Here is a 21448-nt window from a genome sequence, read left to right as displayed (position 1 = left end):
CCCCTTAAATGAATGTCCCGGTCCCGCATACGGCGCCGAATAGTGGATTGGTATCACCGCATTTCCGGTACTCGTGCATCCATGCCGTCATCTTGACGCGAATGCCCAGCCGGGGATAGCTCTTAATGATTTGCGTTACGGATTGGTCTGTATCGATGTCGTCTTGCTCCAGCGCCGTAACGCGCTGCGCGAGGTTGCTCAGATCATCCATCCCGTTCGCCATTAGACAAGCACCTCCGTTGCGTCGATCTCAGCCGAAATCACTTGTGGCGTGAAGCTGATCGAGACGCGATCCACGCGGCAGCGCGCGGCAAACTCGAAGGAAGGCACGCTCACCGATACCAGGTCGCCGACGTTGACCGTCCAGCGATGAGTCGTCCAGGACGGGTAACGGATCAGGCTTTTCAACCGCTTGAGCTCCGCCCGGCCGCGGCTGCGCGCCGCTGTTCTCGTCGTGATCTTCTTGTCCCGTATGACCTTCTCGTATAACCCGTACTTCGCTACGCTTGTCGGGTCCTCGAAATAGTCGATTACTTGGACGGTAGGCCTGTACCGGAGTAGTAGCTTGACGCCGGCCGGCAGCGGACCGCCGACGCGCGTAAGGACCTTATTCTTTTTGTTGTACGTGTAATTTTTATCGCTATCGCCGTTGCCGTCGTCGACCTCGATCGTCTTCGCGACGTTGTTTTCGAATACCTCCGGATAGTTCTGTTCGTAGGCGGTCGAGAAAATCGCGTTTCCTCCGTCGCCGGTCCACGACTGCTCGATATAGTTTGGGCTCGAAGCCCTGGAGCCGATGACCCATACACGGTTCGCCAGCTCTTGACCTGCCGTTTGGAGTGAGAACGATCCGCGCAGGATGTCGCCGCTTTTCGTCGCATCGTATACCGCAGCAGTAGCGTCCTCGTAATCCGTGAAGAGGTGCAAACCATCGTTCTCGTCCAAATACCAATACGCGCCGGTTATGTCGGCGATTTTCTGAATCGCAGCGGCGAACGTATCGTAGTTGAAAGCGAGCAGATCGACCGTCCCGCCAACGTCTTGAACGTCCGCAACCTCGACCCACGGCGCATAGAACGAAACTAGCGCCGTGATCATTTGCCGTGGCGTCATGTCAGTATAAACTTGGGCGACAACGATCCGTTGCAGCTTGTCGGTATTGTCGACGCACTGCAGAGTGGAGACCTTAAGCGTCCCATCCTTCTTGTCTGTTTGAGTTTTCACCTTGCCGGAGAAGCGAACGACCCCGGCGACGGTCAGTATGACGTTATCCATCGTGTGGTTCTCCGTAAGGTTGTGACAATCAAGTTCCAGCGACGCGGACGCCTCGCCGAGCGAACGGTCCAGCTTGGCTCCGCGCGTCTTCGACGTGATGTCATACGTACCGGTTGCGCCTGATAGAACGATCGAGTACATCGTCAAGTGATCGACCCCCGCATCCGCATATTACTGCCGATGTACTTCGTTGCGCTGCGGCCGATCTCCCGGCCGTCCAGATTGATGACGATGTCTTGGCCGGCGCCATAATCTGAGAGAGACGACCTTCCTCCACCCGTATCTGGAGCGGACAGCGCGCCCTCGTAAGCGCCGACCGGCACTGCTGCCAGGCCTTCCGCCGCCCTTGCGACGTCCGTCGCGCTTCTGTCGAGGCCGATCGCCAAGCCCTCGCCGGTATAGCCGCCAATCTCCATGAACACCCGCGACGGGGAATGGATTTGCAGCAGGTTCTTTGCCGCATCGATCGCGCCGCCGACCACGTCCTTGACCTTATTCGCCAAGCTGGATACCATCGAGGCGACGCCGTCGACCATGCCTTGGATGATGTTTTTGCCAATGTCCCTCGCGTCGGAAACTATGTTCCCGAACCACGATTTAATCGCGTCCCAGGCATCGGAGAAAATTTGCTTCATCCCGTTCCAGGCGTCGGCAGCCGACTTGCCGATAGCCGCAAAGGCGTTCGACCATAGCACCTTGATCTTTTCCCATGCGCCAGAGATGATGCTCTTCAGCTTCTCTCCAGCCGCTGAGAAGATGCCGCCGATGTCGCCCCATTTGCCTGTCACAAGAGCGACGATAACGAGAAACGCCGTAGCGAATAGCGTCTTGATGACTTCCCATGCCGCCGAGACGATTGTCTTCACCGTCGTGACCGCCGTCGTGAAAATGGTCTGAATCGTAGCCCATCCCGCCGTCACGGTCGGCCCGATGACCGCCCATGCCGCTTTGAAGAATCCGACAATTGCGTCCCATGCGACTTTTACCGCGTTGGATACCACATTCCAGGCCGCGATGGTCGCCGCCGAGATCGAATCCCAATTCGCATAGATCAGGGCCGCGAGCGCCGCAATGACGATGCCGACGCCTACGATCGCTGCGACCATGCCCACAATTGGCAGGATAACGGCCCACTCCGCAGCGACCAAAAAGCCTAGTGCAGCGACCAAAGCCCCGACGACGGCCACCATCACAAGCAAGCCGGCCACAAGCGCAGCCCCTATTGCGATCGCCTCCTTCACTGGCCCGGGCATGCCGTTGAAGAAGTTGACGAGATCAGCGATTCCGTCCGCGACCGTGCGGACCGCAGGCGCGAGAGCAGAGCCTAGGCCGATTTGCAACGTCTCGACCGCTCCGCTAAGCTGCTCCATCGAGCCCTTTAGATTGTCCTTCATCTGAGCTGCGGCCAGGGCCGAAGCGCCGCCCGAGTCTTCGAGGCCTTTCGTCAATGCGTTCAGCTTCTCCGGCCCCGTGTCGACCAGTGTGAGCATGCCGGTCATGGCTTCGGTCCCGAAGATCGTCGCGAGTGCGGCCTCTTTCTGCGCGCCACCCATGCCGTTCATACCGGTTTGAAGCTGGCCGAGGATTTGGTCGAACGGCAGGAATTGGCCGTGTGCGTCCGTCACTTGGACGCCAAGCGCTGCCAGCTCAGACGAGGCCGCTTTCGTTGGCTTCGCCAGGCTCAGCATAGCGGAGCGCAACGTCGTGCCGGCCTGTTCTCCTTTCATGCCCGCGTCCGCCATGATGCCGGTCGCCGCTGCCAGCGTCTCCATCGAGTAGCCGGAGGCCTTGAAGACGGGCGCCGCATACTTGAAGGCATACTGCAGATCCCCGACGCCTGCGGCGGACGTGTTTGCACTTTTCGCCAGGACATCGGCGACCTTCGTCGCGTCGGCGGCTTCCAGTCCGAAGGCATTGAGCGCAGAGGCCACCGTGTCGGACACAAGCGCCAAGTCCTCGCCGGATGCTGCGGCGGCGTTGATTATACCGGGCATCGCGGCGATGACTTGGGACGCGTCGTAGCCCTTCGCGGCCATGAGCTCCATACCCTCGGCGACCTCCGACGCGCTGAGCGACGTCGATGCACCAAGATCGAGCGCGGCCTGCCTCATAGCGTTCAGGTCTTCTTTCGATGCGCCGGCGATGGCGCCGACACGGCTCATCTCAGCGTCGAAGTCCGCCGCCTTGCTTACCGCGCTGCCAAGCGCAGCGCCGACCGCGATAGCCGCTCCGCCGAACCCGGCGGCTATTCCGGTCCCGACCTTCTGGAGCTGCCCGCCGAGCTTCCCGAACGACTTGTTAAACTCGTTCGCGCTCTTGGTGAATTCGGATAGGTCCAGACCGATATTGACGGCCATGCTTGCTATGGTTTCCCTAGCCACCTCCGCCGCCTCCATTCTTCTTGAGGATTTTCTCGCTCATCCTGGTCAGCTTGTCGAATTGCTTCCGCTTGTCGATGTCAGTTTGCTGTGGCTTCGGCTTGAGCAGCTTATCGACCGTAACCTTCTTCTTGAGATGCACGTTCATGAGGTTCGCCGCGTGCCAGGCCAGGCGCCGGAGCTCCAGGTCTGCGGAGTGCTTCCGGCCTTCCAGCATGTCCAATAGCTCCGCGTGCGTTAGCCGCCAGAACTCCCACGGTTTAAGGCCGAGCGGCCCGTATGCGATCCGCTTCAAGACCGACCAATCGGTCAGCCTTTCGGGATCTATTCTGTCTTTGGGCCTTCGTCGATGTCCTCGTCTTCGCTTTCGTCTTCCGCCTCTTTGCTGCTGAGCACTTTGGATTGTTTCAGCGCCTTGAGAACCGGCTCGAATAACGCTTTGATGTCGGCACCATTTTCGGTGATTTCCTTTTGCAGCATTTGGCCGACTCGCTCGACCGTGAGACCCGGGTCTTTCCATTTCAGAGCGGCCCAGTAGAACACCCGCAGCGCCCGGAGGCCGATTTGCTCCGCGTTCAAAATGGCCGTGATGCCTTTGCCGAAACGCTCCTCGATGTCGCAGACTGAGTTATAATCCATCCTCAGCAAACGCGTCTTTCCTCCGAGCTCGATTTCGATATACTGTTGTCCCATATATAGCCCTCCGTTTTTTAGGTAATAAAAAAGAGCGCCCGAATGAGCGCCCTTTGTGCTTTGTTCCGATTAATCAACGAACCCGACGTAATATTTCGCATAGCTGCGCTTGCCTTCCGGGACCAACGTTATTACGAATGGTTGGTCGCTTGTGCCTGCGGTCAGGTTCAACGTGATGACCTTCGTCTCGTTAGCCGTCAACGCAACGGTCGGGACTGTCGGCGAGATAGAGGCGTTTTTAAGCAACACGTCCCAATTGAACGTTACGCCTGAGCTGCTGTTGTTCTTCACGGTCACGCTTACGGTAAATGCCGCTCCAGGCGAAACATGCCGGCTCGCAGTTGCGATAGAGACGATCTCCATATCGCGCGCCAGTGTAACGCCGTCCGTCGCCGTGTAGCCCGACGCCAGGTCGAACACCTTTTCGAACGATCCGACGACAAGCTTGTACTTGCCTCCGCCGTTCAAGACAATATCGCCGGTGCTGCCGCTGCTGTTGGTCGTGCCACTCGCCTCCGTCGCGGACGTCGTGCGGTTCACGATCGAGAACGCCGTATTCGCAGCGCCGGTGATTGTGAAGCGGACTTTCGACTTCTGGCCCATCGTGGCCGACGTGAATTGGATCATGTCTTGATTGATCCCCCACGTCTCGCCCGTCTGCCAGCCGTTGTCCCACTTTGGCATGTCCGTCGCGTTCAGGCCGTCGATACCGTTTACTACGGCGCCGATCGCTTGAAAACAGCGGTAGTTTATACCATGCGTCTGGTAAACGAAGGTGTTGCCCGGCGGTCGTTCGCCAAGTCCCACGGTGACAGGCTGCTCGAATGGATTTGTCCCGAGCACGAAGTCAAATTGCCGTTGCGCCAGCTCTTCGAATGAGACATCCCCGAACGCCTGCGCGACTTGCACGAGCGCCGCCGCGTAGCCGGCGAGCATCTTCGTATTGCCATCGCTCTTGAACGCCGACGACTCCCCGCCAAGGAAGTACCGGAAGTTTACCGTCGATCCGGCCAGGGTCCGCGCCGGGCCGCTGCCGATGTTGAAGCCATACGGCATGATTCCATAGGCAGACAGCCCGACCATAGGCTTCGCAAACGCCTCAACGAAGATGGCAAGCGTACCCTGCCACTTGAACCAATCTGTCAGCGCGGCCGTCGTGATCTCCTTCATGGCCCGCGCCAGCGCATAGAACGGCGCGTAATTGTGGACCCGATGCCGGAAGACGTCATTATTCGTTTTGGCCGTCGTCGTCTCGTCCCGATACATGAAACCGGTCACGTATTGGCTGCTCCATTTGTGGTCGAGCTTCTGGCAGTCCACTATCTTGTTGGCGTACGTGGTCGCGGCCGTCAGGTACGAGGCCGTGCCCGTCAGCCGGTACAGGTCCAGCGCCGCCATGACCTTATGCGCGTAGTTCGCGACAGGCACCGCGCGGTAATACTCGCCGTCCGGCTCCTCTGCGTACTTGACATGCGCCTGCTCGTCGTAAGTGTTCGTGTACGTCCATGTCAAAGCGGCGGCCGTCTGAAGTTTAGTGGCATAGGTCGAATCGAGCGTCAAGAAAAACGCCGCAGCCTTCGCGAGCGCCTGCACCGCCTGGTAATGGCCGATGACATGTTCGTTCCGCTTCAAGTAGCCGCCCAGGTCTTCCGTATCGTTAACGTTCTCCACTACCGCGATATTTCCGAAGTCTTGATAAGCGTAAGCCGCGAATAGCTGGCCCTCTTTCATCTGGCCGTGGCCGCCCGGCGTCTTCTCCTGAAACTTCATGATCAGATCGAGGCCGATACGGTACTCGCTCACAAGATCCGGCGCCGTGTATCCTTGCTCAAGCAGCATAATGCCGAGGACAAGCGGTCGCAGCGTCATCGTATACGAGAGCCAATGACGATAATCCCATGCGTCTTCCCATCCGCCGCCGACGTCTACCGCTTCGCCGGTGTCCTGGCGCACGGTCATGATTGTCTTTGGATGGCGCGTATATTTCATTTGCCGGATCGTATGCCCGAGCAAATTGTCGTACGGCGTCGCGCTGATCTGGAACATTGCCGATTCGGAGTTTGTCGCGTCGTTGGTCTTGATCCGGTAATAGCCCGGCGTGCGAAGCTGAGAGAAGTCGCCCGTTTTCAAGATTGTTCCGGCTGTCGGTTCGAGCGGATCGGCCACCGAGAACGCCGTCAAAGGGAGATTCGAAAGAACTGCCGTTCCGGTGATCTCGTCGACGACGTTGAATGTGGTAGACGCGGACAAGGTCGAGCCTCGGACGACGACGGTCTTCTTCGCGTCAGGCTTGTAACCGAATTGATTGACGAGTACACCACGGTTGCGCCCTTTCAGCGCCTTCATGCTTACCGTTTTCGTATCGGCCGGCACATTGTCGCCCCAACGCCGAATGCGGTACGTATACGTCGATGGCGTACCCTGTTGAAGCATATATTCTTGCACATCCACCGTGCCGGCGGGATAGAAGTAAGGCGCCCAATATTGCGTATCGAGGCCCGACCCCGCCGTCCTTCGGCGTTCGATCCAATACGGCCTCGTGTCCTCCGGATTCGTATCGGAAATGGTCAGCTTCGCGCTAACGTCGGAGAGCTGTGTCAGCGTCAGTGACAAGTTGCCGACACTCGATCGTGCTGGCTCTTTTACGAAGCGCACGGCGTCCGCGTGAACGTTCGAGCCTGCGCCATTGCCGGTAATGAAAAAAACGTCCTGCGCTTCTACATATCCGCCGCCTGCGTCGAAGTCGTATGTTCCGAGGTAGAACCAGTTACCACCCGCGCTGTTATTCACGTTCGCCCCGCGAATCGACGTGTCGACTTTCATGCTCATCGACGCATCACCCGTATAAACGACTTTGAATGTTTGGTCAATTGCGCGGTCAGGTGATCCGTCCGGGAGCCATGTATAGACCGAGTACGTGCCGGCTTTCGGAAGGTTTGCGTTCCACGTCATCTTGCTTACAGAAGTACCCGCTAAAACTCCCGCGCGCGCTCGATAATCGGGTCCCAGGAAATTCCCTGGGACATTAGCAGGATGATAGCTAGGAACGGCGGTTGAAGCACTCCAAGCGGCCCCCGTGAATGTCGCGGAGGCGCTATCGAATACCCAATCTTTCACTTCGGAAACGGGGGGTTTACGCAAGAAAGGAGGGCCAACCCCTACGCCGATCAGCATGATTAATTCACCGCCCAGATTCCGGTTGCGGTCGTCCCCGTTGACTTAATGCGTTTCACTGGCAGCGGGATAATAGCTCCTACCCCATAAGCGTCGATGACCGTTTGAGGAATTGTTACCGACGTTCCGTCCGGTTTATTGACCGTCACCGTGCCTGTCGTGCCTGTTACGATGAAGCCGATAGCCGGCTTCGTCAGGTCGACCGTATCGCTGAGCGTAGCCGGGCCGTAGTCGGAGACGTTGCTCCCCTTAAACTGGGAAAAGATCGCTCCTCCGCTGCCTTGGACGTCCTCATAAGCGTCGTTTACTGCGTTGAAATACTGCGGGCTCGGCTTCCCGTTTGCGTCTTTAACAAGCGTCTTTGTTCTACCGGACATGTCTTTTCACCCTTCCTATTCCATTTTATTTGGCTAAGAAGGGACCTTTTTACGCGGCATGATGAGAGAGAGCCCCGCCGTAGCGGCAGGACTCAACCGTAGAAGAAAGGCGATAAAAAGGTCCCTTCTACTCCCCCTTGGTGATCGGCGTTAGCGCCCCCGTGCCCGTAAACGTGACACTAATAACGACCGCGTCGTCGACCGGGATGTCGACCTCGTAATCCGTTACGATAACGATTCCCTCGTACCCATCCATGCTGTCTTGATCGCGCGGGAAGAGATGAATCTTGAGCGTCGTATCATTGAATAGCGCGTCCCGGATAGCGTCCTGCGAAGTGTTCGCCGGCTCGTAAAGCAGCTCAGCGTCAACCGACCAGGATTTAAAGCTCGCGGTGTTCTCAGCCCATCCGACCGTGTCGAAGCTCGTGGTGTCGATCGTATCTGTCGAGACCGAAAGCGTCGCGTTTCTTACCTTACCGACCCTTGTCTCCGTGCCCGGAGAGGTAGGGACTGTATACAAACCACCGTAAAATCCTGCTGTTGCCGACATCTAATCAGCTCCTTTTTGTAATGTGATCCGATACCGAACGACCGCGTGCCGGATCTCAAGCGCGTCATCGCCTTCGCGGAAGGTCTCCGAAAAGTCGTAAAAGCTCGTAGCCGTTCCCCAACCTGGGACATCGAACGACGTGTCCGCGAGCAGCCGATCCAGCTCGGCCAGGATCTCGCCTGTTTCCTTGAAGCCCTTGTACATGGACCAGATATGCAGCGTGAGCGTACACTCCTCGCCGAACGTGCCGAAGGCGCGAAACGGGACGCCGGTCGCGTCTCCGATCGTTACATAGGGCGCGGCTTGGTCCTTCGGTACAGAATCAAAAACGCCCGTTATCCGTGCCATAAAAGAGGCGTCAAATATCAGGCGTTGATAGATGGTTTCTTGTAGCGGCCAGAATGCGGAGCTCATCTGGGGATCGCCCCCTTAACACTCGCGCGAATATCGTTCAGATACTTCGGCGCCTCTTCTTCTGCGGAAGGTACGATAAACGGCTTAGCAGGTGCGTGGCCCAACGTGCGCCCGTTCTTGACGACTACGTGACCGAACTCGACCAAATGGGCATGCGCTCCACCTTTACCTCGTCTTGGCCCGACCTGAGAGGAGAGGCCGTCCGAAGCATACTTTGCGCTTATGCTCTTCTTGAGGTTCCCAGTTCGACCTTGCGGCGCCCGGCCTATGATCGCTTTCCTTAACCGGTTCGAAGACTTTTTCACGGCGGACCGAAGCGCGACGCGGGAGTCCTTATCGAACTTGTTAAATTTGGCGAGTGCATTGTCCAGGCCGTCAAGTTCGATCTTTATTCTCGGTTTCGCCATCAGCCCACCACCCGACTGCATACGAGCTCCAGGATCTCGCCGTTTTTCGAGAACGTCCGAATGACCTGATACACCTTGCCGGCATACTTGACCCTCGGCTCGTCCTGATACTCGACGGCGCGGATCTCGAACATGATTTCGGGCTTGAGGTTTGCAAGCTGCGCCTGATAGAACTCGGATTGCCGGATAGACTTCCGGTTCGCAAAGACCTCCCGAGGTGGCCCCTCGACCTCCGTGAACCCGCCGCCGCCGTCCGGCTCCTCGGTCACTTGGACCAGGTCCAGCACGTCACGAAAGAGCATGTCATTCCACCTCCAGCGTCGTGTATTCCTGCGACAACGTGAGGTGAGCCTTGAGCGAGAGATACGCGTCTCTGAGCCGATCGGCGTCCGGGTTATCGAATCCGAAATTAGCTTTGCAATACACAGTCACGGCCCGCTTGATAAGCGTGTCTTCCTCGGAATCGAGTTTCCACTGCGACACCCCTGCAAGACGCAAATCGTCCTTGGCCGCGTCGATCAAATCAGAAACCTCGCCGTCAAAAGCCGTTGTCGATTGGCTGATCCGGAGCGCGGTTTTCACACCGTTAAGGAGTGGCATTGTCAGTCCTCCAAAAAGAGAAAGGGCCGCGATTATTCGCAGCCCCGACTCAATTATTAAGCGCCTTTCTTAATGATAAGGACGCCGTCGACGTCGATCATCTTGCCATCGGCGATCAGAATCGCCTTGTCTACCCATTGGTTCGTATCGTGGTCCAACCAACGGAACATTTGCATTTGCATGTTGCTGTTGATCGCGTAGTCGGAAAGCTTGCAGAATACGGCAACAATGTCACCTACTGCAGCGGCGTCGTATGGCTTGATAACGTCATCTTCGACCAAGATGACCTCTTTGCCGCCAAAGCGCTCTTGCGGGCCGTCAGTGATGCCGTAATTAACGCGGCCAATAGGCTGTCCATCGGTTCCGACCATGCCGTTAATGTAACCATCAAACGTGCCGGAAGCCATGATGAACGAGCCGCCCGAGCGGTAGGAAAGAGGAATCTTAGCGAATACTTGCTTCTGCCAAGCATCCCACTTAACGAAATCGACGGCCAATACAGTGATTTTTTGAGCAGCTACAACTCGAGTATCGACCGTGATACCGAGAGGCTGCCCGGAACCCGTACCCTTGATGATTGCCATGTCGATTGCCTTCGCCATCGCCTCAACGATCAGACTGATCAGCGTGGACTCGAAGCTCGCAAGCGTGACGGTCTCAGCAAGCAGCGACGTCGCGACTTTGCACTCCAGGCCGAAGTACGTGAACGAGATATTCGTGTTCGCCGTAACCTTTTGACGGTCGGAGGTGGCCGCCTCAGTGATCCAAGTCGCAACTGGTTTGAGGGAAAGGATCGGCACTTGTACGCCGCCCTTAACGTTCAGTTTGCGGACGCGGGCGAAGATTTGTCCGACCGTATACATTTTCTTCAGGACTTCGTCGAGAATCGTCGTAGGAATGACGGCAGCGGCGTCCGCAACCGCAGTTTGAGCATTTGCGCGGTACTCTTGGCCGCTGAACTCAGCCGGCATTACGCCAGTTTTGGCGAACTGCATGAAAGCATTCCGGTATTCGACCGTGTTAAAGCGATCGTCGGGGGCAGCCGCCGCAGGAGCGGCCACAGGGTTTGGGACAGTTGTAGCCCCGGCCGGGATGCCGGCAAGAAGAGCGTTACGTGCTTCGATGGATGCCTTTTCGGCGTTCAGCGCTTCAACCTCGGTTTGAAGTGCAGCAATGTCGACTTGGCCTTCGCCGGCGAGCGCAGAACGGATTTCAGTAAGTCGTGCAAGGATTTGTTGGAGACGATTCATTGAATAATTACCCCTCTCAATTTAGGAAATGGTGGACAAAAGCAAAAGCAACCGTTGACGCTGTTCTGCGTCCGCGATTGCTTTTTGTTCTTTCTCGGCCTCTGCTTCAAAGTAGCTGCGGGCCGAAATATTTGTATCGTCGTAAGCCGGGATATCCACGGCAGAGACATCGTAAATCTTTTTGAACTTCAGGATGGTCCGCGTCTGCGTCTTGTGGTCGTATTTGTCCTCGAGGATAACGAATCTGAAGCTCATACGGTCGATATAGCCGCCTTGAATCTCCTGGTGTAACTTTCTACCCTCATCGGTCCCGTCGAGCTTAGCGCGAACGTGGAGGCCCTTGGCGTCGGTTTTAAGCTCTAGGGTACTGTTCCGCGTTCTCGCGACCACCTTGCCCCCGTGGTTGTAATTGAAAATTACGTCGGACATGTCCGCGCCATCGAATGCCCGGGCGTCAATGACCTCCTTGTAATCCACCCCATCCCAGGAATAAAGCACCGTCGGCGAGTTGAATGTCGCGGCGTAACCCTCGACAACGAGTTCAGGATTTTCGCCGCCCAATGATCGGGCCTCGATCAAAAAAGTACGAGTGTCCTTGTCAGACTTGATCGTCATTTGGTTTCTCACCTCCCTTCGGTGCGGCCGGCTGCGACGCGCCTTTGACCTTTCCAAGCTGGTACTCGCTGGCCTTGTCCGCATCGATGAAGTTGAGGCTCATGATCCGCTTCTCTCCGTCCTCGATCGGCGGCAGGTTGAACACTTCCAAGCCCTGATTGATCGACATCATGCCACGGTCGACTAGCGTCTCGATGATCTTCACCTTCGTATCATTGCTCGCGTACTGCAGCCGGTTCGCTTCGAACAGGATCTCGTTGCCGTGGCCCTGGGCCCGGTCGGTGAATATCTTCGCTGTGAACTCCAAGCCCATTTGCAGGGCGAAGGGCTCAATCATGGATTCGTAATAGGCGCCCCACTCTGCTTCGCTGTAATTGGACTGAACGATCTTCTTATTGCTGCCGAAGTAATCGAAAATTTTATCCGACATCGCGTTCATTAGCTTGTCGTCAATCATTTTCGGATCGTTTTTCAGCTCCACGAACTCAGTTTTAGAGTCCGTCCCAGCTACGCCGCCGCTATTAGCAGCAGTAAGGAAGCTATCATTGAAATCCTTTGTTTGCTGTATCATGTCTTCCCGTTTGATCATGCCGGTGAACTTCAATATCCCCCGCAGAATAGCGGAAAACTTAACCGCGTTGGCGATTCCCTGGCTTGTCACTGTGATCAAATTCAGGATCGGAGTTAACGCCGTCTTATTGCTCTCCCCGAACATGTCGTTGTTGAAATAGAACCGTCGCAAATGGATGATGTCGAAGTAAGGCGCGATATACTCCTTGCCGTCGTAGAACCGAAAGCGAACGACCATGTCGCCGTTTACCTCCAGCAGCTCGACGCCCGAAGACACCAATGGGTAAAATCCCTCGATCCTGTTCGACCCGTCGCGCCGTATCCAAATGAACACGTTGTTCGACATGAGGAACTGCGTCGCCAGGCGGTAATAGAAGATATAGGCGTTCATGAACCGATTGGGCCGCGTCTGCAACATCCATTCGATGTCGGAGTTCGCCGGCGGGCCGATCTTCCCGTTCACGCGCCGCACATGCTTCGCCTTCAGCTTGCCGACGTTCCGGGCAAATGCATCCACAACGCCCCGGACGGTATCGCTGTCGTAAGCCTCGCCCTTGAAGTCGTAGAAGCTGGGCGTGCTATTCAACATCTGCAGATACGTTTGATTCTGCGGCGGCTGCTGCTTGTTGGTGCCGAAGATCATCTGAAAGAATGACCGTTTTTCTGCCAAATTGTCACCCCCTTCCTCAGATCATCGCTTTGAAATCCGCCATGTTGTTGTAAAGAACCGTGTACGCGATCAACAAAGAAACGGCCCCGTCAATCCGAGCCCGCTGATTCTTGCCCTTAATCGGGCGGATATTGTCGTTGTCGTCGTACTTGACCACGCAGTTCGTGACATTCCAAAGGGTCAGCGCATTGTTGTTGTAGTTGATCCGCTTGGCCCCGAAGTCTGCAGCGAGCTCTTTCATTGGTTGGCTCAACGTCTGTGCGCCCTGGCGAACAACTTCCATCCGGAAGCCTTCGTTCATCATTTCATCAGTCCAGTATTTCGAGTCCCATGGATCGTAACCGATGATCATAGGCGTGATGTCGTATTCCGTATGCATTCGGTTGAACCACGCCGTCACATCGTGGAAATTGACCTTGTTGCCGGCGCAAAGTGTCAGCCAGCCGCGTTCATGGTAGATGTCATACGGAATCTTGTCCTCGGTGACTTTCTTCTCAAGCAGTTCCTCCGGCAAGAAATATTGCTGAATCGCGTATATTGTCGGATCGTCCGGCTTCATTACGAGCAGCGTCGCGCACGTTAAGTCCGTCGTACTCGACAAGTCAGAACCACCGATCGCATATGTGCCGCGCAGATCCTCTATATCGAACGTCGCCGTGTTGTGGGCTTCGTCGAACGTCAGCCATGCCTCGGCGCTCGTTTCCCGGATGTTGAAGTCCTTCGTCAGAAGGTTCTTGACCAACATCGGGTTTGCCTTGGCCTTTGCAACCTTCGTCGCGAGCTGGTCCGTCTTCTTGACCGTCCCTAGCGCCGGGTTCGCCTTCGGCCAGCATTCCGGGTCAATCCATTCCTTGCGGTCGTCGAGCTCGTAGATGATGGGCAGGAATTGCGCGTGCGGGTCGTCGCCCTCGCGCTCTTTGCCCAGGTTGTTTATCTTGTCCTCGGCTTCGTTGTATTTCTGGTCATAGATCGCTTCCCGGACGGTGCCGGCCGTCGAAATCATGACGATCAACGGCTGCTCGCGGGAGCTCGTACCATCGACGATAACGTCGTATAGGTTCTTGTCTTTCCATGCGTGTATCTCATCCATCATCGCGCCGTGCACGTTGAGGCCATCCAGCGTCTCGCTGTCGGCTCCTAGCGGCTTGAAGGTGGAATCATTCGTCTCGCCGACCAACTCGCTCACAAGTGGCTTTATGCGCTTCCTAAGCACTGGCGATTTATTGACCATCCGTTTCGATTCCAACCAAACGAGTTTGGCTTGGTCCTTTTTGGTCGCGCAGGCGTAAACCTCGGCGCCGGCCTCGCCGTCGGCGATCTGCAGATATAGCCCGATCCCGGAGGCGATGGTCGATTTTCCGTTTTTCCGGGCGACAATTAAAAAGACCTCGCGATATTTGCGGGTCCCGTCGATTCTATGGATGAAGCCGAACGTCGCCGCGATGAAAGCCTGCTGCCAAAGCTCCAGGTCGATCGGCTGGCCGCCCCATTTACCTTTCGAGTGCTTGCAGAAGTTCTCGATGAACTCGATTGCATGGTTCGCGTGGCTGGCGCTGTATTCGTAAATGGAATCTTCGTCGTAAACGTCGGCCGCGAGCTGCCGATATATGCGCCGAACCTTGTCACTCACCACAAGGCCGCCCTCGATCTGTTTCCAGTAATCGACGATCGGGTTATGAGTGAGCGGATATTCTTTTCTCAGGCCCATCTGCACCCATCCCCTTTGTTCAGCCTCTCTTATTCGTGAATGTATCGAACCCGTCGTCCGCGTCCGGATTAATGAGAGGGTCGACCAAGCCCTTCGGCAGCAGGTCGGAGAGCATCTTGATAATGCTCTGATAGTTCTTGTTCATCGTGTTGTACAGCCGGGCAACCGGCCGTTCTCGCTCGTAGGGCGCGGACTTGTCCGATTGACTGAACAATTCCACCGCGCCGTTCTCGTCGAGGTCCTTTTCGTAATCCTCAAGCGATACTCGCATGAAGGCAGCCCGCTCGATCAACCCTTCGGCCGTCGCCCGCGTATCTTTGTTCAAGTTCGCGTATATTTTGCTAAGCCGCGTCTTTTCTACGGAAATCCGTCTTTTCTTCGCTGAAACCGTGCGGCCGTCGACCTTCGATTTTTTCTGAGTAGCCATGAAATCACCTCCAAATCGGGGTGGGGGTCATGCGAAATGACCCGTGTATTTTTTGAATGGGCCACACCGGTCTTCACCGGCCCCCTATGCCCTTTTCGAAAGGGGGGGGTGCCGTTTTCCGAATTTTCTCAGATGTCAACACTTTTCTTCAATCCATGGCTTGGTTCCACCAGTTAGGTATTCGATTTCATGAGTAGTTACATCACCACACGAAGCTCTGATTGTGAAAGAGAGAACCCCAACCAACCGAACTCCGTCTTGATATATCTCGATCGTGTGAGGATGCATACCACGTTGTACGAACACCAATGCAGGAGCTTCCTCAAACTCTAAAGCAAACTTCTGTTTCAGCATCGTTTAAATCCCTCCCCAATCTGAATCAGATTCCCATGCTCATCAAACGCTGTACCCTGTGCACTGATAGGCTCGCTGCTCCCCATGTGCTCCTGGTTGTGGCAGTCCAAGCATACGTACTCCAGCAATGCAGGATTAAGCGCGATCCAAGGATCGTTGATATTCTTCGCTGTGAGGTAAACCTTGTGATGGACAATGTACCCTGCACCGCTGCATCGTTCACATAGACCATGTACCGATGCAATGTATGCTGCTCTGCATACCTTCCAGGCTTTGCTGTTGTACAGCTTCTTGGCGAAGTCCTTAGCCATCGCTCTCGACAACTTCAAATTCTTTGACTTCAGCATTCGGGAACAACGAGAGAAGATAATCTTTCTCGTGACCCTCGAAATGCTGCGCCCGTCTTTTGTCATCCGTAAACGACACTTCTTGAAAGGACCTATAAACGCTCTTCACATAGGCATTGCCGACCTTTGCTTTATAGAGCTTCATTTTTCTTCGACCTTCTTTCTGCTCGATTTACTGGAGGATCAGCCTGCAGCGCATGATAGATTCTCGTCCACTTCATGAACCATCGGATCATCATAAACACCCTTTCTTGGCAATAAAAAAAGCCGCTCATTTGAGCGACTCCGTTATTTGATATTAATTTTCTTGTAGCTGTAAACCAGTCGGTTATGACAATTCATTTTGTAGCCATTCTCTTTATTCAATGAGTTGACTTTGATTTGAGCCTTTTCTTTTGAATCATAGTAACCGATGATTTCGAAGTCTTGACGATAATGGTCAGCTTCCATCCATTCTCCGTCTTTCTCAACAACCCATACGTCACTTATAATTTCCACTCTCCCTTATGTCGTGGTATTACCGACATAGAGTATTATATATTATTCTTTATTTCTTAATCATTCTTGTTTATATCCAGTGGCTGTATACTCTCGCTGTTTTCAAAAACGCTGAAACCCTTGGTATCACTGTGTTTGCGGGTGTTACTTTGCCGTTACTTTCGTGAGGGTCTAATCTGACATGATGATGTAACGTTTTGAGGGCCAAAAACGCACATCGAAACCGCCAAAAGACGCTCAGATAAGGGTGCTTCTCAGGCCCCCTTCTTGGCGTGACTGCCTCCCGGTTGGCCCAGTTGGACGGCTTCGATCTGTGCTCTTAAACAGCAAAAAGGACCGGTTTCGAATCGGCCCTCAATGCTGTGTTTTACCCTGCAAAGGTCATTTGGTTCTATCCGTCGCCATCGGATCAGTGCAGAGCGGCGTGCTGTGTTGTCCTCTTCTCGACTTCCCACGTTATAAGAATACCACGTATAAAGTCCAGTGACTTATAGGTAAATTCTATTTATCGGACAAGTTTATTCCGAGATTGTTTCATGGAATTACTTAGGCGATCTTATAGAGATTTTGCATTCCATACGAAAACGATAGCTTGCCTGCTCTACTGTTTGAATTAATGATTCTTAGGATTTCGATTACAACCCAACCTTCATGTTCGCCCATTTTTCTTGCGATGGAGACAACTGACATCGAGTTCCCTTCAGATAAAACATCAAAAATACGTTGTTCAAGACTTCTCTTCTCCATATAAACCCTCCTTAAAATAGTAAAATCCAACTCATATTCGACGTTTGGAAGGAAAATCCTTTTATTGTGACGAATATTGTCATCAGGAGGCGATTCAATGTTTTCTGTAGGCCAAGAGCTCTATTTGGAAATTGATCTCAAAAAGGCGAAGCTCGCGCAACTACCAGTTATGGTTAGGTGGGCTGACACAGGAGAGATTGCCGAATACGGCGGCCCGATCGAGCAGTTGAGCAACGATGCCGTCAAGATCAATGGGATGCACTACAAGAAAGCCGCCTGCCGGTTCTATGTCCGGTAAGCGGCTTTCTCATCCCCAAGCATCTATAATCTCTCAAGATCCCCGTTCCTCTGTTGCCTGAACGAACTGACACGCCGGCCTGATTGACCGAATACGTACACATCGCCTTCCATGCCTTCGTACAAGAACTTAATGCCTTTGACGCTCGTGTCGATCTGGCAATATTGAATGAAGTCCTTGGCCGATGTGTATCCCCGGTTGTCGAAGTTGAACGGGAGCACTTTCGAATCGGTGCATCTCTTCGAAACCCCGATACGCTTATACTCGGCGTCCCAGTAAAGGTATAATTCCGTTTTGTCCTGCACGCCAAGCTCCGACATCAATGCTGCGTTCAGGCAGATCCGTTTCATCTTGTCCGCCGTAATGCTAAACCCGATACGTCCGTCCGTTTTGCTAATTGGCTGTAAAAACCCCATGTTCAATTCCTCCTCTAATTTGTCTTTCACTTACATAGTCGCTGGCCGCCGCTGTTTCGCACACTATAGTAAGTACACGATATCTGTAAGTTGGGACATTTGCTTTTCACTTACCTATTCGTTGGGGTTTTTGATCTCGCACACTTCTTCGTGAATTTATTTTTTCAACCACAAAACCGCCATCACGAACATTCCCCAACTCGCAACACAGAACAGTAACCCAGCAATTAAACCCCAATTCAATCGGCGCATTCGCTCTCCCCCTTCTCTTTCTCGACCGCTATATCCATCGCAAGTGCAATCTGATAAAAGGCGTTCCGCCGGAGCTTGTCGTATGTTCCCCGGCTGATTGGCGGATTGAATATGTGATTATGCACGGCGTAGTCGAACACATACGCCTCTTTCATGTACCGTTCTTCGATCAGCAGCCGCTCTTTAGGGTGCAGACGCTTCACAATGCGCTCCATCCGCTCGCAGTACGCCCGGCGCATGGCCGGGACGTCTACGTTATGAATGGCAATCTGAGCGGTCTGATCGGTTGTTACGCCGGTGTTGCTGCGCGGCATGTCGGAGTATCCTGCCGTCGTGCTAGCCTCGCGCTCTTCGAACGTTACCGTCTTGAAGATCCGGTACTTCTCAAGCGCAGCCTCGACAGCCTGCTGCGTCTTCTTCCGGTCCAGCTCCGGCAGCTCAAAGCCGAATTTCATTTGCTGCAACGCGATCACTCCTCATTTGCTACTCCAACTCTTCAAGCTCGTTGTCGGTGACGTTGAACGGCAGGTCATCCGTGTCCGGATCGGGCTCTTGGGCGACATCATCCAAGGACATTTGATCTTCGTCCAGGTTGATTGTGCCGTCGCCGTTGATGGTGCCTCTCAAGCCCTCGCGTGGCTCGTCGTGGAACTCGTCGATGCTCATTTGCGATTCCGTGATCGACAGTTCGACATCTTGCCCGGCCAGCCGGTAGAACTCGTAGGAATGCGCCGAGGATATGCCACCTTTGACCACAAACTCCAGGACCGTCTTTTTCGAATCCTGCGTCTTCTTCACAAACTCAGCCGGCAGCGGGTCGATCAGGCCGATCTGCAGCTCGACGATTTCGCGGCAGAGCACGTTGAGCTCCGGCTTGGTTTCGTCGGTGCCTTTCACATAGAATTGAACGAGCTCCTTTTTGCTGTCCTTCGTTTGCTTGTTGAAGTGCGCTTTGATCGTGATTTTCATGGATAATTGCTCCTCTTCGTTTTTGGATTTTGTTGTTTGTGGAGAAAGGCACGGGCATACGTATCCCGTTATTCCGCTGCCGCTAACTGGTTGTACTCTTCAAGGTGACGTTTGACACGGTTCATGCGATTGCTGACGGCCTGAAAGGAAATGCCAAGCTCTTCACCCATCACACGGTAAGTCTTGCTTTCCAAAGCCATCTCAACTACTTCACGTTGTGTCGGCCTCAACGATCCTATAAATTCCTCAACAAAGGCCGAAGATAAATCATCGTAATGCGGAACGATGTTATCGAAAGCATCGCCTTCGCCATCGGATTGTCGGAATTCCATCGATAAGGATTGGATACCGATATAATGTAGCGCCCATTTTGACCAATTCAGCGGGCAACCAAGGCGTTCGGAAATCTCTTGCGCCGTGTTCTCCGCAATCCCCTCACGGAAGATTACGCGAGTTAACTCAACGATGTGCTGCGGGACATTGAAGCCCCCTTTGCGGCCGAACGCCCGGAGCATGTAGCCCCAAATTGTCTTGGTTGCATAGGTCGAGAACTTAAACCCTAGGTCCGGGTCGAACGTTTTCGCAGCCTTGATAAGCCCTATACACCCCTCGCTAAAGATATCGTCATAATCAACCATGCGATCATTGACTTTCGGTTTGTACTTATTGGCAAGGTCATGCACAAGCTTCAGATTGTCTGTAATTAGTGCCGTTCTATCCATACCGCCATTCCTTTCCTATTTGATCCGCCGTCGGATCTTCTTCTGCATCTCTTCGGCCATCTTCTCCGCCTCGGCGCCAAGCTTGTCCAGATATGCGGCCTTGAAGCGCTCGAAGCGCTGCGGCCCAATGCCGAATTGCTCACGTAATGTTTTCTCGATTGCGGATAGGCTCGCTAGTTCCAGGCTGTCATAATAGTCGTGCAGGATCTCAAGTGCCTGCCGGCTCGTAATCCGTTTGTCCTTCATGCCCGCCATTGTCTACGGCCCAATGCTGCCCAATAATCGGACAACGGCGTTTTCGTTGTTGCTCCGGTGCGGCGGTCCTTTCGGTAAGAGCTAACGGTCCATACAACCCGGTGCTTATTTGAGATTACGCCGACAACCTTCGCCGGCGACTCTACTTCACGAAGCAATTTCATTTCGAATACATCCCCTTCACTTTGATTTGATTGCGAGTTTGGTGCGGATGCTTCAGGCTGTCGCGGCGCTGGATCTCGGCAGCCGCCGCGAGCTTATCGGCGGTCGTTGCAAACAGATCGTCGAAGGCGATGACGTACAGCTCATGCCGCTTTGCAGTCTCCCATTTCATAAAGGCAACACCTCGTGATTTTGTTGTTTCTAGAGAACGATATGGGCAGACTAAAAGCTATACTGGTTGCCTGCTGCAGCCTCTTGTGCGCCTGCCTGTGCTTCGAAAGCCGCCCGAAGTTGTTCGGCTAAAGCCCGTCCGAGATACCATGCCACGCGGGAAGCAACGCCGTTACCGATGATTTTGTACTGAGCTGAGAGAGAAAGCTCTTCCGGCAACACATACCAATCAGGCACTGATTGAATTCGGAGACATTCGCGTACAGTGAAGCGGCGAGACTTGTCAAATATCTGCTGCGGTTTTTTAGCCCCATAAGATGCGAGCATCGTATGAGCTGGTTTGTCCATTTCCGCAAAAGGCATTTTTCCAAAGTTGCTTTTGCTTTTCCCATCGACGATGTTTTGCACGTAATTCGGTAGTTTATCGTCCTTTTCATGATTCGGATAAAACTGCTGTATATCCCCGATTATATCTTGCAAGACTTGTGATCGAATGTCGCTAGCTACAGGCTGTGGAAACTTGAATGAAAACTTCAAGTCCTTTCTTATGCCGACAACAAAAACCCTCTCTCGTTTCTGTGCAACACCGTAATCCCAAGAATTTATCAGCCGCCATGAGACTGCATAACCGATTCGTTCGAACTCAAGAAGGAGCGCGTCAAACGTTCTTCGGTGCTTATGGATCAATCCCTTTACGTTTTCGAAGATAAAAGCCTTCGGCTGCTTGCTTTTTATCTTGTCTAGATAGTCCCAAACCAACTTTCCCTTATCTCCGTTCTCACCTGCTCCCAGCCCTGCAATGCTGAAGTCTTGACATGGAGGACCGCCCGCGATAACGTCGGCGTCCGGTATCTCGTGCATTTCTAGCTCCAGCACGTTCTTTTGCACGATATGGTCACCGATGTTATGCCGATAACTCCTTACTTGTGGTTGCTCTTTTTTTGCGTTTTTTTCAGGGTCGTAATCATTGGCCCAGATGATGTCATATCCTGCGGTCTTCAACCCTACCGCCATTAGTCCGCCGCCAGCGAAGAATTCCGCGACCGTCAGGCCGTTGTTCGGTTGTTGCGGTGTTACGTCGTATTGTTTCATGTCTATACCTCCCTATAAACTTGTACTACAGACAAAGGAACGTGCATAAAAATAAGC

General features: G+C 54.0%; 28 protein-coding genes. 1 reads left to right on the top strand and 27 read right to left on the bottom strand.

Annotated features, from left to right (window positions below):
- Positions 1-4: 4 nt before the first annotated feature.
- The 20 genes from AC50YL_RS28170 to AC50YL_RS28075 form a co-directional block, all read right to left on the bottom strand.
- On the bottom strand, positions 5-223 hold the full coding sequence (locus AC50YL_RS28170) for a hypothetical protein (RefSeq protein ID WP_494836355.1): 219 nt from the start codon (positions 221-223) through the stop codon (positions 5-7).
- Complete coding sequence (locus AC50YL_RS28165) at positions 223-1422, bottom strand: hypothetical protein (RefSeq protein WP_494836354.1); 1200 nt, start codon at positions 1420-1422, stop codon at positions 223-225. Before AC50YL_RS28165 ends, AC50YL_RS28170 begins: the two co-directional genes overlap by 1 nt.
- The gene (locus AC50YL_RS28160; protein ID WP_494836353.1) at positions 1419-3656 is read right to left on the bottom strand and encodes a phage tail tape measure protein; all 2238 of its coding nucleotides are present in this window, start codon (positions 3654-3656) and stop codon (positions 1419-1421) included. The genes AC50YL_RS28165 and AC50YL_RS28160 overlap by 4 nt, the downstream gene beginning before the upstream one ends.
- The gene (locus AC50YL_RS28155) at positions 3649-3948 is read right to left on the bottom strand and encodes a phage tail assembly chaperone (protein ID WP_494836351.1); all 300 of its coding nucleotides are present in this window, start codon (positions 3946-3948) and stop codon (positions 3649-3651) included. Before AC50YL_RS28155 ends, AC50YL_RS28160 begins: the two co-directional genes overlap by 8 nt.
- Positions 3949-3977: 29 nt before the next feature.
- Positions 3978-4346: a hypothetical protein gene (locus AC50YL_RS28150; protein WP_494836349.1), complete on the bottom strand. Its 369-nt coding sequence runs from the start codon at positions 4344-4346 to the stop codon at positions 3978-3980.
- A gap of 69 nt (positions 4347-4415) precedes the next feature.
- Complete coding sequence (locus AC50YL_RS28145) at positions 4416-7520, bottom strand: glycoside hydrolase family 9 protein (protein ID WP_494836348.1); 3105 nt, start codon at positions 7518-7520, stop codon at positions 4416-4418.
- A gap of 2 nt (positions 7521-7522) precedes the next feature.
- Positions 7523-7897, bottom strand: coding sequence for a spike base protein, RCAP_Rcc01079 family (locus tag AC50YL_RS28140; protein ID WP_494836347.1), 375 nt, complete (start codon positions 7895-7897; stop codon positions 7523-7525).
- A gap of 127 nt (positions 7898-8024) precedes the next feature.
- On the bottom strand, positions 8025-8447 hold the full coding sequence (locus tag AC50YL_RS28135; protein WP_494836345.1) for a phage tail tube protein: 423 nt from the start codon (positions 8445-8447) through the stop codon (positions 8025-8027).
- Positions 8448-8861, bottom strand: a complete 414-nt coding sequence (locus tag AC50YL_RS28130) for a DUF3168 domain-containing protein (protein WP_494836344.1) — start codon at positions 8859-8861, stop codon at positions 8448-8450. It lies immediately after the preceding gene.
- Positions 8858-9268, bottom strand: a complete 411-nt coding sequence (locus AC50YL_RS28125; protein WP_494836342.1) for an HK97-gp10 family putative phage morphogenesis protein — start codon at positions 9266-9268, stop codon at positions 8858-8860. Before AC50YL_RS28125 ends, AC50YL_RS28130 begins: the two co-directional genes overlap by 4 nt.
- Positions 9268-9570, bottom strand: coding sequence for a phage head closure protein (locus AC50YL_RS28120; protein ID WP_494836340.1), 303 nt, complete (start codon positions 9568-9570; stop codon positions 9268-9270). Before AC50YL_RS28120 ends, AC50YL_RS28125 begins: the two co-directional genes overlap by 1 nt.
- A gap of 1 nt (position 9571) precedes the next feature.
- Entirely contained in the window at positions 9572-9868 is a 297-nt protein-coding gene (locus tag AC50YL_RS28115) for a phage head-tail connector protein (RefSeq protein WP_494836339.1), read from the bottom strand.
- Between the two features lie 56 nt (positions 9869-9924).
- Positions 9925-11118, bottom strand: coding sequence for a phage major capsid protein (locus AC50YL_RS28110; protein ID WP_494836338.1), 1194 nt, complete (start codon positions 11116-11118; stop codon positions 9925-9927).
- A gap of 21 nt (positions 11119-11139) precedes the next feature.
- Entirely contained in the window at positions 11140-11733 is a 594-nt protein-coding gene (locus AC50YL_RS28105; protein ID WP_494836337.1) for an HK97 family phage prohead protease, read from the bottom strand.
- Positions 11717-12973, bottom strand: a complete 1257-nt coding sequence (locus AC50YL_RS28100; protein WP_494836336.1) for a phage portal protein — start codon at positions 12971-12973, stop codon at positions 11717-11719. Before AC50YL_RS28100 ends, AC50YL_RS28105 begins: the two co-directional genes overlap by 17 nt.
- 16 nt (positions 12974-12989) lie before the next feature.
- Positions 12990-14675 carry a terminase large subunit gene (locus AC50YL_RS28095; RefSeq protein ID WP_494836726.1) on the bottom strand — a complete coding sequence of 562 codons (1686 nt, stop codon included), beginning with the start codon at positions 14673-14675 and terminating at the stop codon, positions 12990-12992.
- 25 nt (positions 14676-14700) lie between these two features.
- Positions 14701-15108: a hypothetical protein gene (locus tag AC50YL_RS28090; protein ID WP_494836335.1), complete on the bottom strand. Its 408-nt coding sequence runs from the start codon at positions 15106-15108 to the stop codon at positions 14701-14703.
- Between the two features lie 135 nt (positions 15109-15243).
- Positions 15244-15462 carry a hypothetical protein gene (locus AC50YL_RS28085; protein ID WP_494836334.1) on the bottom strand — a complete coding sequence of 73 codons (219 nt, stop codon included), beginning with the start codon at positions 15460-15462 and terminating at the stop codon, positions 15244-15246.
- A gap of 303 nt (positions 15463-15765) precedes the next feature.
- Positions 15766-15954: a hypothetical protein gene (locus AC50YL_RS28080; RefSeq protein ID WP_494836332.1), complete on the bottom strand. Its 189-nt coding sequence runs from the start codon at positions 15952-15954 to the stop codon at positions 15766-15768.
- An 899-nt stretch (positions 15955-16853) separates the two neighbouring features.
- Complete coding sequence (locus AC50YL_RS28075; RefSeq protein WP_494836331.1) at positions 16854-17054, bottom strand: hypothetical protein; 201 nt, start codon at positions 17052-17054, stop codon at positions 16854-16856.
- 97 nt (positions 17055-17151) lie between these two features.
- On the opposite strand from AC50YL_RS28075, the gene AC50YL_RS28070 reads away from it, so the two are divergent.
- On the top strand, positions 17152-17352 hold the full coding sequence (locus AC50YL_RS28070) for a hypothetical protein (protein ID WP_494836330.1): 201 nt from the start codon (positions 17152-17154) through the stop codon (positions 17350-17352).
- Between the two features lie 23 nt (positions 17353-17375).
- Here the strand turns inward: AC50YL_RS28070 and AC50YL_RS28065 are convergent, their stop codons facing one another.
- The 7 genes from AC50YL_RS28065 to AC50YL_RS28035 all read right to left on the bottom strand — a co-directional run bounded on the left by AC50YL_RS28065 (position 17376) and on the right by AC50YL_RS28035 (position 21391).
- Positions 17376-17768: a hypothetical protein gene (locus AC50YL_RS28065; RefSeq protein WP_494836329.1), complete on the bottom strand. Its 393-nt coding sequence runs from the start codon at positions 17766-17768 to the stop codon at positions 17376-17378.
- 239 nt (positions 17769-18007) lie between these two features.
- Positions 18008-18475, bottom strand: a complete 468-nt coding sequence (locus AC50YL_RS28060) for an ArpU family phage packaging/lysis transcriptional regulator (protein ID WP_494836725.1) — start codon at positions 18473-18475, stop codon at positions 18008-18010.
- A 28-nt stretch (positions 18476-18503) separates the two neighbouring features.
- Positions 18504-18989 (bottom strand): hypothetical protein, encoded by a 486-nt coding sequence (locus AC50YL_RS28055; protein WP_494836328.1) that lies wholly within the window; start codon positions 18987-18989, stop codon positions 18504-18506.
- A gap of 68 nt (positions 18990-19057) precedes the next feature.
- Complete coding sequence (locus AC50YL_RS28050; protein WP_494836327.1) at positions 19058-19711, bottom strand: sigma-70 family RNA polymerase sigma factor; 654 nt, start codon at positions 19709-19711, stop codon at positions 19058-19060.
- A 15-nt stretch (positions 19712-19726) separates the two neighbouring features.
- Entirely contained in the window at positions 19727-19957 is a 231-nt protein-coding gene (locus AC50YL_RS28045) for a hypothetical protein (RefSeq protein ID WP_494836326.1), read from the bottom strand.
- A 169-nt stretch (positions 19958-20126) separates the two neighbouring features.
- Positions 20127-20300 carry a hypothetical protein gene (locus AC50YL_RS28040; protein ID WP_494836325.1) on the bottom strand — a complete coding sequence of 58 codons (174 nt, stop codon included), beginning with the start codon at positions 20298-20300 and terminating at the stop codon, positions 20127-20129.
- Positions 20301-20350: 50 nt separating this feature from the next.
- Positions 20351-21391 carry a DNA cytosine methyltransferase gene (locus AC50YL_RS28035; RefSeq protein ID WP_494836324.1) on the bottom strand — a complete coding sequence of 347 codons (1041 nt, stop codon included), beginning with the start codon at positions 21389-21391 and terminating at the stop codon, positions 20351-20353.
- Positions 21392-21448: the final 57 nt, after the last annotated feature.

The organism is Paenibacillus sp. J22P277 (assembly GCF_059383675.1).
This window is presented reverse-complemented; position numbering and strand designations above follow the sequence as displayed.